The sequence below is a fragment of the Lactobacillus sp. genome, from assembly GCF_014803895.1.
Map to the genome: position 1 here is coordinate 129,049 of NZ_JAAVAU010000023.1, position 12,915 is coordinate 141,963.

At 32.7% G+C, this 12,915-nt stretch carries 14 protein-coding genes; 11 read left to right on the top strand and 3 right to left on the bottom strand.

The features are described from left to right. Nucleotides 1-389: 389 nt before the first annotated feature. Nucleotides 390-908: a hypothetical protein gene (locus HDR40_RS07450; RefSeq protein WP_290627960.1), complete on the bottom strand. Its 519-nt coding sequence runs from the start codon at nucleotides 906-908 to the stop codon at nucleotides 390-392. A 17-nt stretch (nucleotides 909-925) separates the two neighbouring features. After that, nucleotides 926-1,786 carry a Cof-type HAD-IIB family hydrolase gene (locus HDR40_RS07455; RefSeq protein ID WP_290627961.1) on the bottom strand — a complete coding sequence of 287 codons (861 nt, stop codon included), beginning with the start codon at nucleotides 1,784-1,786 and terminating at the stop codon, nucleotides 926-928. A 76-nt stretch (nucleotides 1,787-1,862) separates the two neighbouring features. Here HDR40_RS07455 and HDR40_RS07460 point away from each other — a divergent pair, with 76 nt between their 5' ends. From HDR40_RS07460 to tsaE, 3 genes are all read left to right on the top strand, one after another. Further along, on the top strand, nucleotides 1,863-2,558 hold the full coding sequence (locus HDR40_RS07460) for a uracil-DNA glycosylase (protein ID WP_290627962.1): 696 nt from the start codon (nucleotides 1,863-1,865) through the stop codon (nucleotides 2,556-2,558). Nucleotides 2,559-2,635: 77 nt separating this feature from the next. Next, nucleotides 2,636-3,616, top strand: coding sequence for a phosphate acetyltransferase (pta, locus tag HDR40_RS07465; protein ID WP_290627963.1), 981 nt, complete (start codon nucleotides 2,636-2,638; stop codon nucleotides 3,614-3,616). 2 nt (nucleotides 3,617-3,618) lie between these two features. Next, nucleotides 3,619-4,101, top strand: a complete 483-nt coding sequence (gene tsaE / locus HDR40_RS07470) for a tRNA (adenosine(37)-N6)-threonylcarbamoyltransferase complex ATPase subunit type 1 TsaE (protein WP_290627964.1) — start codon at nucleotides 3,619-3,621, stop codon at nucleotides 4,099-4,101. Nucleotides 4,102-4,122: 21 nt separating this feature from the next. Here the strand turns inward: tsaE and HDR40_RS07475 are convergent, their stop codons facing one another. Beyond that, nucleotides 4,123-4,656, bottom strand: a complete 534-nt coding sequence (locus HDR40_RS07475; RefSeq protein ID WP_290627965.1) for a 3'-5' exonuclease — start codon at nucleotides 4,654-4,656, stop codon at nucleotides 4,123-4,125. Nucleotides 4,657-4,774: 118 nt separating this feature from the next. Between HDR40_RS07475 and murB the strand changes: the two genes are divergently transcribed. From murB to glmM, 8 genes are read left to right on the top strand one after another with little or no spacing between them, the layout of a single operon-like run. Further along, nucleotides 4,775-5,680 carry a UDP-N-acetylmuramate dehydrogenase gene (gene murB, locus HDR40_RS07480; protein WP_290627966.1) on the top strand — a complete coding sequence of 302 codons (906 nt, stop codon included), beginning with the start codon at nucleotides 4,775-4,777 and terminating at the stop codon, nucleotides 5,678-5,680. Nucleotides 5,681-5,737: 57 nt separating this feature from the next. After that, a complete protein-coding gene (locus HDR40_RS07485; protein WP_290627967.1) occupies nucleotides 5,738-6,829 on the top strand; it encodes an ABC transporter ATP-binding protein in 1,092 nt (363 codons plus the stop codon). A gap of 1 nt (nucleotide 6,830) precedes the next feature. Beyond that, complete coding sequence (locus HDR40_RS07490) at nucleotides 6,831-7,649, top strand: ABC transporter permease (RefSeq protein ID WP_290627968.1); 819 nt, start codon at nucleotides 6,831-6,833, stop codon at nucleotides 7,647-7,649. Further along, nucleotides 7,646-8,440: an ABC transporter permease gene (locus tag HDR40_RS07495; protein ID WP_290627969.1), complete on the top strand. Its 795-nt coding sequence runs from the start codon at nucleotides 7,646-7,648 to the stop codon at nucleotides 8,438-8,440. Before HDR40_RS07490 ends, HDR40_RS07495 begins: the two co-directional genes overlap by 4 nt. Beyond that, nucleotides 8,437-9,510 (top strand): ABC transporter substrate-binding protein, encoded by a 1,074-nt coding sequence (locus HDR40_RS07500; protein WP_290627970.1) that lies wholly within the window; start codon nucleotides 8,437-8,439, stop codon nucleotides 9,508-9,510. Before HDR40_RS07495 ends, HDR40_RS07500 begins: the two co-directional genes overlap by 4 nt. Before the next feature lie 26 nt (nucleotides 9,511-9,536). After that, nucleotides 9,537-10,382 carry a diadenylate cyclase CdaA gene (gene cdaA, locus HDR40_RS07505; protein WP_290627971.1) on the top strand — a complete coding sequence of 282 codons (846 nt, stop codon included), beginning with the start codon at nucleotides 9,537-9,539 and terminating at the stop codon, nucleotides 10,380-10,382. After that, on the top strand, nucleotides 10,379-11,347 hold the full coding sequence (locus tag HDR40_RS07510; protein ID WP_290627972.1) for a CdaR family protein: 969 nt from the start codon (nucleotides 10,379-10,381) through the stop codon (nucleotides 11,345-11,347). Before cdaA ends, HDR40_RS07510 begins: the two co-directional genes overlap by 4 nt. Nucleotides 11,348-11,375: 28 nt before the next feature. Continuing rightward, a complete protein-coding gene (gene glmM, locus HDR40_RS07515) occupies nucleotides 11,376-12,737 on the top strand; it encodes a phosphoglucosamine mutase (protein ID WP_290627973.1) in 1,362 nt (453 codons plus the stop codon). Nucleotides 12,738-12,915 lie beyond the last annotated feature (178 nt).

Below are 12,915 nucleotides of genomic sequence, written 5' to 3' on the forward strand. Positions count from 1 at the left end.
GATTCATTTGAATAGTTATCAGGAACAAAATTTACAAAAAAAGTTTAAATACTTACTTATTCAAATGAAAAGAGATAGATATTATTTTTGTAATATTTATCGTTTGAGTAGATCCAAGCAATGTATTTGTAATTATTTCATTAAAGAGCTAAGAAACTTTCTTAAGCAGTACTTAATCAAAAAATACGGAGATTACCCTTATGAATTAGTTAAACATGCTTCTAACAATATTTATCGTGTTTTGTTTACTTGGGTCCAGCATCGATGTAAAGAGAATATTGACGAACTAATTGGGGAACTTAATGTATTCTTCTTTCTTTTAGAGAATAGTAAGTCATTGTACAATTTAGATAGCTTGTTAAGTAATTATGCAAAGAAATATCCAAAATTTAGTTAATAATTGGGATATAATTCATTGATAAATCAAGATGTGGCAATTTTAGTGGTGGTACATGAAGTTGGGTAAAAAGAATACTAACTAGTAAGATAAAAGGTACATCTTTAGGGTGTTTAATGTTGTAAAGCAATTTAAAGTCTCCATCAGTAACTAGTGTTTCTACGCTAGCTACTTTTTTTATACCTGAAAAGAAGCTATAATGTCCATTTTTAATTGAACCACTAATCCAATAATTCAGACGTGTAACAAAGAAAATATTAGCGATAGAACTATTTATTTTTTTAACTTTAACTATTGAATGATTTATGACGTCAATACAATAAGTAGCAATTAAATGAGCAGAATCAAGATAAAGACGGCCAACTTCTTGATTATGAATGTCATCAAGAATAATGGTATTAGAAATACCGCCTAAATTTCCTCTAAGAATATAACAAGGATAATTATTTTCATCTTTAATAACTGATTGTCCTCTATCTTGATTTTGTGAAAGAGAGAGCGAGTAACGCATATTGAGTTTCCTTATTATTACTTTATAAAATGTCTAATTGCATAAGCTACACCGGCATCGTTATTATTTTTTGTGATAAAGGAAGCTAAATTTTTAATCTGACTTACAGCATTATCCATAGCCACTCCAACACCAGCAAGTTTAATCATTGATTCATCATTAAGGTTATCGCCGATTGCCATAACCTCACTCTTATCAATTCCTCGCATTTTCGCATAATTAAGAAGAGCAATTCCTTTTTGCGCATTAATATTATTTATTTCTAAATTATTTGAAGAACTTGCTGTTGTAACTAAATTTCCTAGATTATCAATTTTATGACGAATTTCACGAAAACCAGCTGGTCCAGCCGGATTAAAAGCAACAAATTTCATTACTTCAAAATTTGGATCATCAAATAAACTTTTAAAATTTTTTACAAAAGAAATTCTTACAACTTCGTCTGAACCACCTGCAAATGAAACAGCCTTTTTTAAAGTTAGGTGTTTATTTAGATCAACTAATAAATCGGATACATTTGCAATACGACGCATACGAGAATCAGAATATATATCGTTGGCAGAAACTATTTCAAAATAACAATTAGATTTTTTTAAAATATCCATTATTTGAAAAGCACGTTTTCTGTCGATAGGCTCGTTAACCATTAACTTACCGTTTGTATCAAAGACCATTGCACCATTTAAATTAATATAACCTGTATGTAAACCAGCATTTTCTAAAATTTGTTGAGATTCTTTGCGAGCTCGTCCAGTTGCTACTAAAAATTCAACGCCGTTCATTTGGGCATATTTGATAGCTGCTATATTTTCTAGTGGGATTTCCATTTGTGCATTCAGTAATGTACCATCCATATCACTTGCGATTAACTTGATCATAATATCCTCCAAATTATTCTTTTAAGTATTATGGTATCATGAGTTTGTTAAAAACTGAGAATTAGAAGGTCAAAAAATGAAAAAATTAATAGGTAACGACTGGGATAAAATATTAGATCCAGTTTTTGAAAGTGAATCTTATCGCCGATTACATAATTTTTTAAAAGAGGAATACAGTAGTAAACAAATTTATCCGGATATGTATCATATTTTTACAGCATTTAAATTAACACCTTTTTCTAAGACTAAAGTTGTTATTTTGGGTCAAGATCCATACCATAATCCTGGTCAAGCTACCGGAATGAGTTTCAGTGTAAATCCTGGAGTACGTTTACCTCCATCATTAGTTAATATTTATAAAGAGCTATATGATGATGTTGGTGCAGTTCCGGTAGATCACGGTTATTTAAAATATTGGGCTGACCAAGGTGTCTTACTTCTTAATAGTGTCTTGACCGTACCATATGGACATGCTAATGCTCATCAGGGAAAAGGTTGGGAAGAAGTGACAGATGCAGCAATTAAGGCACTTAGTGATCGGGGTAAGGTGGTTTTTATTTTGTGGGGTAGATTTGCTCAAAATAAGATACCATTAATTGATCAAAGTAAAAACTACATTATTAAATCAGCCCATCCTAGTCCATTTTCAGCCAATCGTGGATTTTTTGGTTCTCGTCCTTTTTCTCGTTGTAATGATGCTTTGATAAAATTTGGTGAAACGCCAATAGATTGGCAACTCCCAAGTAACGTTAGTGAACAAGATATGGCATAGTGGAAAGTAATTACTTCAAATATTTTTTTGAAGACTGTAAAATATAAGCATTAAATAAAAAGAAAGGTGTTTAATCTATGAAAGTATTTGACTTATTAAAAGAAAAGGCACTAGAAGAAACTAAAACAATAGTTTTGCCAGAAGGAACCGATGAAAGAATTTTAATTGCTGCCAATCGGTTACTAGATCAAGGTATTGTAAATATTATTTTGCTTGGAAATGTTGACGAGATTCTTAATAAAGCACAAAAATTAGAAATTGATTTAGGATCTGCTGAAATTATCGATCCTCTTGATTATGATGATTTTGAAGAAATGTGTAGAGATTTTGTGGAATTACGTAAAGGCAAAAACACAATTGAAGAAGCACGCGAGATGCTGAAAGATGTTTCCTATTTCGGTACAATGCTTGTTTATAATGGAAAAGCAGATGGGATGGTTTCTGGAGCGGCTCATTCAACTGCAGATACTGTGCGTCCAGCTTTGCAAATTATTAAAACTAAGCCGGGAATGCACCGAGTTTCGAGTTCCATGATTATGGAGCGTGGTGAAGAAAAGTATATTTTTGCTGATTGTGCTATTAATATTGATCCTGATAGTGAAACGTTGGCTGAAATTGCTTATCAGTCAACTCAAACTGCCAAGATGGTTAAAATTAATCCTAAGGTAGCGATGTTGAGCTTTTCTACTAAAGGTTCAGCTCAAGGTCCTATGGTTGAAAAAGTTGTGATGGCTACTGAATTAATGAATAAAAATCATCCTGAAATTGCTTGCGATGGTGAATTACAATTTGACGCGGCTTTTGTTCCCAGTGTAGCAGAAGCAAAAGCTCCAAATTCTAAAGTAGCTGGACATGCTAATGTCTTTATTTTTCCTGAATTACAATCAGGTAATATTGGCTATAAGATTGCACAAAGATTAGGTGATTTTACAGTAGTTGGTCCAGTTCTTCAAGGCTTAGCTGCTCCCATTAATGATTTATCAAGGGGATGTACTGTTGAGGACGCTTATTTAACAATTGTTTTGACAGCTGCACAAGCAAATTCAGATAAGGATTAATTATGACGAAAAAGCTAGAAATAAATTCTGATGAGGAAATGCAAAAACTAGGGTATACTTTAGCTAAAAGTGCTTATCCACATGATTTATTACTTTTAACTGGTGATTTAGGTGCTGGAAAAACTACTTTGACTAAAGGATTAGCTCGAGCTCTGGATATTAGAAGACCTGTGAAAAGTCCTACTTTTACAATTGTACGGGAATATAAAGAAGGTAAGTTACCTTTATATCATATGGATATGTATCGATTAGAAGATGGTGATTTATCAAGTATTGACTTACCGAGTTATTTAGCACAACCAGGAATTGTAGTAATTGAATGGCCTCAGTTTATTATTGATTCTTTACCTGAAGACTATCTTGAACTACAACTAAAACGGATAGATGATTCTTGGGATTCAACAAAACGTATTGTTGAACCGATTATTAAAGGGGACCGTAATCGAGCTTGGTGGCAAGAAGTAACGGAACAATTTAGTGAATAATAAAAAGCTAGTTAGGCTGGATTAAATCAGCTTAACTAGCTTTTTTATGGGATCATCACCGAATCGCCTATTTTGGCTAATTAGAATTTCTGCACAAGCTTCGCTATCGCTAAGGGCATTATGGTGGTGCCAGAGATTAATATTAAGGGCATAGGAGACAGTATTTAACTTATAATTTGGTAGTTTTTTTTCTAAGCTTCTACTGGTAGCTAATGTGTCAATAGATAAATAGTGAGGTTCAGGAATATTATAACGTCCCAGAGATTTTCTTAAAACGTTACAGTCAAACCTTGAATTATGAGCAGCTACTAACATTCCTGGTTGGTATAGGTTCTTTATTTTAGGCCATACTTCTGCCATAGTAGGGGCATTCTTCACATCTTCAGCCGTGATCCCGTGAATTTTAATATTTTGTTTGTCAAAGGGCATCTGGGGATTAATTACGGTATAAAAACGGTCGATTATTTTATTATTTCTAACCATAACTAGCGCAAGTGAACAAGCACTTTCGGGTAAATGATTAGCTGTTTCAAAGTCCATTGCGATAAAGTTCAAATTTAATCATCTTTTCTAATTTTTAAGTTAAAATCAGTATATCACAGGTAGAAAATATAACGATTTTTGCGGTATGATAGGTAAGACATATTAATTAAAAATTTAAGGGTGTAGCAACATGGAATTAATGGATTTAAAGGAAAAAGGCATTAATATACAACAGAATGTTCCTCTATCTCGTTTTACTTTTACTAAGACTGGAGGACCAGCTGAATTTCTTGCCTTTCCTAAAAATATTGATGAATTAAAAAAATTAGTTAAAATTACTAAGAAAAATAATATACCACTTACTGTCATTGGTAATGCTTCTAATTTAATTATTCGTGATGGTGGAATTGATGGCTTAGTAATAATTTTAACCAAAATGGATGAAATTATTGCTGACAGAGATACTAATACGGTCACAGCAATGGCAGGTGCTAAAATAATTGATACTTCTGAGGTTGCTTGTCAAGCCGGACTATCTGGTTTGGAATTTGCAGCAGGTATTCCAGGAAGTGTTGGTGGTGCTGTTTATATGAATGCTGGTGCTTATGGTGGAGAGACTGAGAATGTTATTCGTTCCATAAATGTTTTGACACGCGATGATGAATTTAAGACTTATACTCATGATGAAATGGAATTTGATTATCGTCATTCTTTAGTGCAAGAGACCGGTGATATTGTTTTGAGTGCGACCTTTGGTTTGGTTAAAGATGATCGCCTAGCTATTAAAGATCGGATGGAGTATTTTAATGGTCTTAGAAGAGCTAAACAACCATTAGAATATCCATCATGTGGTAGTGTATTCAAACGTCCTACTGGCCATTATGTAGGACCAATGATTATTAAAGCTGGACTTCAAGGTAAACGTATTGGTGGTGCAGAAGTTTCTATGAAGCATGCTGGTTTTATTGTAAATGTTGGTGGAGCAACAGCTACTGACTACTTAGATTTAATTCATTTGATTCAAAAAACAATTAAAGAAAAGTTTGATGTTGAATTACATACTGAAGTAAGAATTATTGGCAAAGAAAAAGACTAAGAACTCAAGGCTACAAGTATGATACTTGTAGCCTTTTGTATGTTGGGGTGAATTTTTATGGGTAACATCATTAGATTAGAACATGTTAGAAAAGAATATGATGATGGATTTGTAGCCTTAAAAGATATTAATTTAACTATTGAATCTGGTAAATTTTATTCTTTATTGGGGCCATCTGGTTCAGGAAAAACAACAATTTTAAGAATTATTGCTGGTTTTAGTGAACCAACTAAGGGGAAAATTTATTTTGACGGTCAAGATATTACTCATTTAGATGCTTCGAAGAGACAGTTGAATACTGTTTTTCAAAATTATGCTTTATTTCCTCATATGAATGTTTTTGACAATGTAGCTTTTGGATTGCAATTAAAGAAAAAAGATAAAAATAAAATTAAAGAAGCTGTTAAAGATGCATTACATATGGTGCAATTAGATGGTTTTGCTAATCGAGAAATTGCTGAACTTAGCGGTGGGCAACAACAACGTGTAGCAATTGCCCGTGCTTTAGTTAATGAACCAAAAGTTTTACTTTTAGATGAGTCATTATCTGCTTTGGATAAGCGCTTGAGAAAAGATATGCAATTTGAATTACGGGAAATTCAAAAAAAGTTAGGGATCACTTTTATATTTGTTACACATGATCAAGAAGAAGCTCTAGCGATGAGTGATGAAATTTTTGTTTTAAATGAAGGAAGAATTCAACAAAGTGGTAGTCCCGTAGATATTTATGATGAACCAGTGAACGATTTTGTAGCACGGTTTATTGGAGAATCTAATATACTGAGTGGCCGTATGGTTAAAGATTTTGAAGTTGAATTTGGTAATCATACTTTTGAATGTGCTGATGCGGGAATCAAACCAGGAGAAAAGGTTGAAGTGGTTTTACGACCAGAAGATTTAGATATTACTACTGTTGATAAAGGAAAACTACGTGTTGTGGTTGAAAGCCAATTATTTTTAGGCGATCATTTCGAAATTAAAGCTAAAGATAGTGACGAAAATGAATGGTTAGTTCATTCAACTAATTCAACTAAAATTGGTAAAGAAATTGGACTTTATTTTGATCCAGAGGATATTCATGTGATGCGTTTTGGTGAAAGTGAAGCGGAATTTGATAAAAGATTAGAAGCCTATGAAGGAGACGATTAATTTGAAAAAAAGAAAGTTGATTTTTTTCATTCCTTACTTGATTTGGCTGTCTTTATTTGTAATTGCGCCTATAATCTTGATTACTATTTATGCATTTAAGGGTGAACATGGTTTTACATTAAGTAATTTTATCCAATTTTTTACTAACGGTACTTTTTTACGAATGACTCTAAATTCATTTTGGTATGCGTTTTTAATCACTGGGTTGACGCTGCTAATTTCTTATCCTACTGCTTACATTTTGAGCCGAATGAAAAATCAACAGTTTTGGTTACTATTAATTATTTTACCTACATGGATCAATTTGCTTTTAAAGGCGTATGCATTTATTGGGATTTTTGGCAAACATGGGTTAGTGAATAATTTTTTAAGTTTATTCGGGATTGGACCAGCTAATATTTTATTTACAAATATAGCTTTTATATTTGTAGCTGCTTATATTGAATTACCATTTATGATCTTACCAATTTATAATGCTATTTGTGATGTTGATCCAGCAGTTTTACAGGCAGCAAGTGATTTAGGGGCGAATAAATGGCAGAGTTTTAAACGAATTTTATGGCCTTTATCTAAGTCAGGAGTGTTAGCAGGTATTGAAGCAGTTTTTATACCTTCATTATCCTTATTTATGTTGACGCGCTTAATTGGGGGAAATCGAGTAATTACCCTAGGAACAGCAATTGAGCAATATTTTATGACAACAATGAATTGGCCAATGGGATCGACAATCGGTGTGATTTTAATTTTCTTAATGATTATTGTAATGATTACTACCTCATCATCTGCTGCTCATAAGAAGAAAAAGGAGATCAAGTTATGAAAAAATTTAAATGGTCTCGTTTATATATAGCTTTTGTCTTAATTATTTTATATATACCAATTTTTTATCTTATATTTTATTCTTTTTCTAGTGGTCATAATATGGACCATTTTGAACATTTTACTTGGGCGCATTATCAAGATTTATTTACCGATAATCGCTTATTGGCGATATTTTTACAAACGATTTTATTGGCACTTTTATCTAGTCTAATTGCTACCTTGATTGGAACTCTGGGTGCTATTGCAGTAACACAAACTAAAAATAAAAAGGCTAAGCAAGTTTTGCTAACTTTAAATAATGTCTTAATGGTTTCACCTGACGTTATCATTGGGGCGAGTTTTTTGATTTTCTTTACTGCTTTGGGAATTAGCTTAGGTTTTGGATCAGTTTTATTAAGCCATATTGCTTTTTCAATTCCAATTGTAGTTTTGATGATTTTACCTCAATTGAATGAGTTTGATTATTCTTTAATTGATGCTGCAAGAGACTTGGGCACAAATAATTGGCAAGTATTTAGTAAGATTTTGATACCTGGAATTATACCGGGGATTTTATCAGGTTTTTTTATGGCACTAACTTATTCCTTAGATGATTTTGCAGTAACTTTTTTTGTGACCGGAAATGGGTTTTCAACGCTTTCAGTGGAAATATATTCCCGGGCACGCCAAGGTATTAACTTAGAAATTAATGCTTTAAGTACAATTATGTTTGTGTTGGTTATGGTAATTGTTATGGGATATTATTTTTTGAGTAAACGGACGGGTAAGAAAGGTGGCAGATTATTATGAAAAAAATAGTAATTGCTGTCTGCTTTATCTTATTAACGTGTCTAGGTTTAACCTTTGCTATCCAAAAACTTGAAGGTAATAACGCCTCTAATAGTAGTAAAAATCTAATAATTTACAATTGGGGTGATTATATTGATCCAACTCTAATTAAAAAATTTGAAAAGCAAACTGGTTACCATGTCATTTATGAAACTTTCGATTCTAATGAAGCTATGTATACTAAAATTAAACAGGGTGGAACAGGATATGATATTGCTGTTCCATCTGATTATATGATTTCTAAGATGAGAAAGGCTAATTTGCTAGAAAAAATCAATACTAAGAAAATTCCTAATTTTAAGAATATTGGTTCCCAATTTTTAGGAAAATCATTTGATCCAAAAAATGAATATTCAATTCCTTATTTTTGGGGGACTTTAGGAATAGTTTATAACGATAAATATGTTAAAAAGGGCTCAATTAAACATTGGGATGATCTTTGGAAAAATAATTATCGTCATAATATCTTATTAGTTGATTCAGCACGTGACATTATGGGATTATCTCTAGCTTCCATGGGAACTTCAATGAATACTACAGATTCATTAAAGCTAAAGATGGCAAAAACAAAGCTAGATGGTTTAGGACCTAATGTAAAGGCTATTATCTCTGATGAATTAAAGATGTATATGATTCAAAATGAAGCTGCCGTTGGTGTAACTTGGTCAGGTGAAGCTAGGACAATGTTAAATGATAACAAGCATTTACATTATGTGGTTCCATCTGAAGGTTCAAATTTATGGTTTGATAATTTTGTTATTCCTAAAACTGTTAAAAATAAAAAAGCAGCTTATGAGTTTATTAACTTTATGTTGGAACCTAAAAATGCTGCACAAAATGCTGAATATATAGGTTATGCAACTCCTAATATAAAAGCTCAAAAATTATTGCCTGAAGAAGTTCGAAATGATCGTCAATTTTATCCTACCAAGCAAGCAATGAAAAATTTGCAGGTATATGAAGATTTAGGCTCTAAAAAAATCCAAGAATATAATGATTTATTTTTAGAATTTAAAATGTATGCACGTTAAAATTTTTATGGAAAGTGAGGCAAGTAATGAAAATAGATTTAGGACAAATTTTTACTTGGCAAAATTTGATGAATGTACTTGATATTTTAATTGTTTGGTATATTATTTATCGTCTAATTATGCTAGTTAAAGGTACAAAGGCCGTCCAGTTGGTAAAAGGTATCTCGCTCATTATTTTAATTAGAATTGTTGCGGGCTTATTAAAATTACACACTTTGACTTATTTTGTTGATCAAGTCCTTTCTTGGTCGGTAATTGGAATTATTGTAATTTTTCAACCAGAAATTCGACGTGGATTAGAACATTTGGGAAGATCACCAATTTTTGGAGGATCAACTGGTGGTGCTAAAAAGAGCTCGGAACATATGATTCATGAGCTAGATAAAGCTATTCAGTATATGTCTAAAAGACGGATAGGTGCTTTAATTACTATTCAGCAAAATACTGGATTAGAAGAATATATTGAAACGGGTATTCCATTGGATGCAGATATTTCTGGTGAATTGCTGATTAATATTTTTATTCCTAATACTCCTTTGCATGATGGAGCGGTAATTATTAGTGACAATAGAATTGCTGTAGCCTCAGCTTATTTACCTCTTTCTGATAATACAATGATTCCTAAAAAACTTGGAACTCGTCACAGGGCTGCTGTAGGAATTTCTGAAGTAACAGATGCAATTACGATTGTTGTTTCTGAAGAAACTGGTGGAGTAACGATTACACGTAATAGTCAATTTATGCTTGATTTGACACGTGAAGAATATTTAAAGTACTTAACGGCTCAGTTAGTACCAGAGGAAAAAAGTAAACCTAAGTGGTATCAGCGTGTCCTAAATCGTATATGGAATTGGGGGTCAAATAATAAATGAAAAAGTTTTTTGATCAATCCTGGTTTTATAAAATAATAGCATTACTGCTGGCTATTTTATTTGCACTATATATTAACTCTAATCAGCAGGGCTATGTTTCTCAGAGTAAACAAAATGTGACAAGTCTTACGGCCACTAGAAAACAGACAATTAGTGTTCCATTACAGGTTTCTGTAGATACAGATAAATATTATGTCACGGGTTATCCTGAAAAAGTAAATTTAACTTTACAAGGAAATAATGCTTTGGTAACATCGACCATCAATACACAAAATTTTCGAGTTTTTATTGATTTAAATAAATTAAAGCCAGGACATCATACTGTGAAAGTAAAAGTTAATGGCTTAAGTAATCAGCTTGCTGCTTCTATTGCACCAAATACTATTTCTGTTAATATTCAAAAACGAAAATCGCGAACTCTTCCAGTTCAAATAGAGTATAATAAAGATGCCGTGCCAACAGATTATAAAATTGGAACCCCAACTAGTGATCCTTCTGTTGTGCGTGTTACAGGTGCACAAAGTGAAGTAAATCAAATTGATCATATTGTTGCCAAAGTTACACTGCCAAAAGGACAGTCAATGTCTTATACTAGAGAGGTAATTTTGGTTGCAGAAGATTCTAAAGGGCGTCAATTAAATGTAGTAATTAATCCAGTTACAACAAGCGTCCATATTCCAATTTCCTTGCCACATAAGAAAGTGAAGGTTAAGGTTACTCCTCATAATGAATCAGAAAAGAAAGTTTACTCGCTTACTGCTGATAAAAATGAGGTTGTAGTTTACGGTAAAGAAAAATATCTGAAGAAGTTAAAGAGTATACCACTTGATGTTGATCTTTCAGATGTTGAAACTGATACAGTTAGAAGTATATCTTTAAAGAAACCAACAGGTGTTGTTAGAATCGATCCTGAAGAAATAGCGGTAAAAATCAAAGTTTCTGATGGTTCATCTAAAAAAGAATAATGTAAAATTAAGAAAGGTAGTTATTTAGATGCTTAAATATTTTGGTACAGATGGTGTTAGAGGTGTCGCAAACTCAAGTTTAACTCCAGAAATGGCCTTTAAATTAGGTCGTGATGGAGGATATGTTTTGACCAAAGATAAGAAGCCAGGTGAAAGAGCTAAGGTTTTAGTTTCACGCGATACTCGTATTTCTGGACAAATGTTAGAATACGCTTTAATTTCTGGTTTATTGTCTGTTGGTATTGAAGTTTTGGAAGTAGGGGTAATTACTACCCCAGGTCTTTCATACTTAGTTAGAGCTCAAGGTGCAGATGCTGGTGTACAAATTTCTGCGTCACATAATCCAGTCCAAGATAACGGTATTAAATTCTTTGGTAGTGACGGTTTGAAACTTTCTGATGCTAAAGAAGAAGAAATAGAACAACTAATTGATGCACCCGAAGATACTTTGCCACGACCATCTGCAGAAGGTTTGGGTACTGTAACCAGTTATCATGAAGGGGCTTCTAAATATCTACAGTTTATTGAAAATACTTTGCCAGAACAATTGGATGGTATTAAAGTAGTAGTAGATGGAGCTAATGGTGCCGCTAGTGCTTTAATTTCACGTTTATTTGCTGATATGGGAGTAGATTTTACTACCATTGCAACTCACCCAGATGGTTTGAATATTAATGATCATGTTGGTGCAACCCATACTAAGAAGCTTCAAGAAGAAGTTGTTAAGCAAGGTGCTCAATTAGGTTTAGCTTTTGATGGGGATGCTGATCGTTGTATTGCTGTCGATGAAAATGGTAACGAGGTCGATGGTGATCACATTATGTATGTAATTGGTTCTTATTTAGCCGATCATGGTCGTTTAAAGAAAGATACAATTGTAACTACTGTGATGAGTAATCTTGGATTTACTAAAGCTTTAGAACGTCGTGGTCTTAAAAATGTCAGAACTGAGCAGGTTGGTGACCGCTATGTTTCAGAGGAAATGCGTGCTAATGGTTACAATTTAGGTGGTGAACAATCAGGTCACATTATCATTAGTGATTATCATAATACAGGTGACGGTATGCTTACTGGTTTACACTTACTCTATGTAATGAAGGATACAGGTAAGTCTTTAAGTGAGTTACTTGCTGATTTTAAAGAATATCCACAACGCTTAATTAATGTTCCAGTTCGTAATAAAGCTAGTTGGCAAGAACATCAAGCAATTACAGATGCGATTGAAGCAGTAGAAAAAGAAGTAGAAGGTAATGGACGTATTTTTGTAAGACCTTCAGGAACTCAAGAATTGCTTCGTGTGATGACTGAAGCACCTACTCAAGAACTTGCTGATAAATATTGTCAACAAGTAGCAGATGTTATTCAAGATGAAATGGGAATTGAAGAATAATAAATTTTATATTTGTAAAACAGTGCTATCGTTTGATAGCACTGTTTTTAATTTAAGAACCAGACCAATTTTTATACCACATAAATATTTTTTGCTTGACGAAATCAAATAAATCTACTAATATAGCCTTTGCAATATGAATTTTTAAATACTAAATATCGTCTAGACCAATTTTGAA

Excerpts from the sequence above, each read along its gene's own strand:
- HDR40_RS07450 (WP_290627960.1), bottom strand. The coding sequence starts at position 908 with ATGCGTTACTCGCTCTCTCTTTCACAAAATCAAGATAGAGGACAATCA.
- HDR40_RS07455 (WP_290627961.1), bottom strand. The coding sequence starts at position 1,786 with ATGATCAAGTTAATCGCAAGTGATATGGATGGTACATTACTGAATGCA.
- HDR40_RS07460 (WP_290627962.1), top strand. The coding sequence starts at position 1,863 with ATGAAAAAATTAATAGGTAACGACTGGGATAAAATATTAGATCCAGTT.
- pta (WP_290627963.1), top strand. The coding sequence starts at position 2,636 with ATGAAAGTATTTGACTTATTAAAAGAAAAGGCACTAGAAGAAACTAAA.
- tsaE (WP_290627964.1), top strand. The coding sequence starts at position 3,619 with ATGACGAAAAAGCTAGAAATAAATTCTGATGAGGAAATGCAAAAACTA.
- murB (WP_290627966.1), top strand. The coding sequence starts at position 4,775 with ATGGAATTAATGGATTTAAAGGAAAAAGGCATTAATATACAACAGAAT.
- HDR40_RS07485 (WP_290627967.1), top strand. The coding sequence starts at position 5,738 with ATGGGTAACATCATTAGATTAGAACATGTTAGAAAAGAATATGATGAT.
- HDR40_RS07495 (WP_290627969.1), top strand. The coding sequence starts at position 7,646 with ATGAAAAAATTTAAATGGTCTCGTTTATATATAGCTTTTGTCTTAATT.
- HDR40_RS07500 (WP_290627970.1), top strand. The coding sequence starts at position 8,437 with ATGAAAAAAATAGTAATTGCTGTCTGCTTTATCTTATTAACGTGTCTA.
- cdaA (WP_290627971.1), top strand. The coding sequence starts at position 9,537 with ATGAAAATAGATTTAGGACAAATTTTTACTTGGCAAAATTTGATGAAT.
- HDR40_RS07510 (WP_290627972.1), top strand. The coding sequence starts at position 10,379 with ATGAAAAAGTTTTTTGATCAATCCTGGTTTTATAAAATAATAGCATTA.
- glmM (WP_290627973.1), top strand. The coding sequence starts at position 11,376 with ATGCTTAAATATTTTGGTACAGATGGTGTTAGAGGTGTCGCAAACTCA.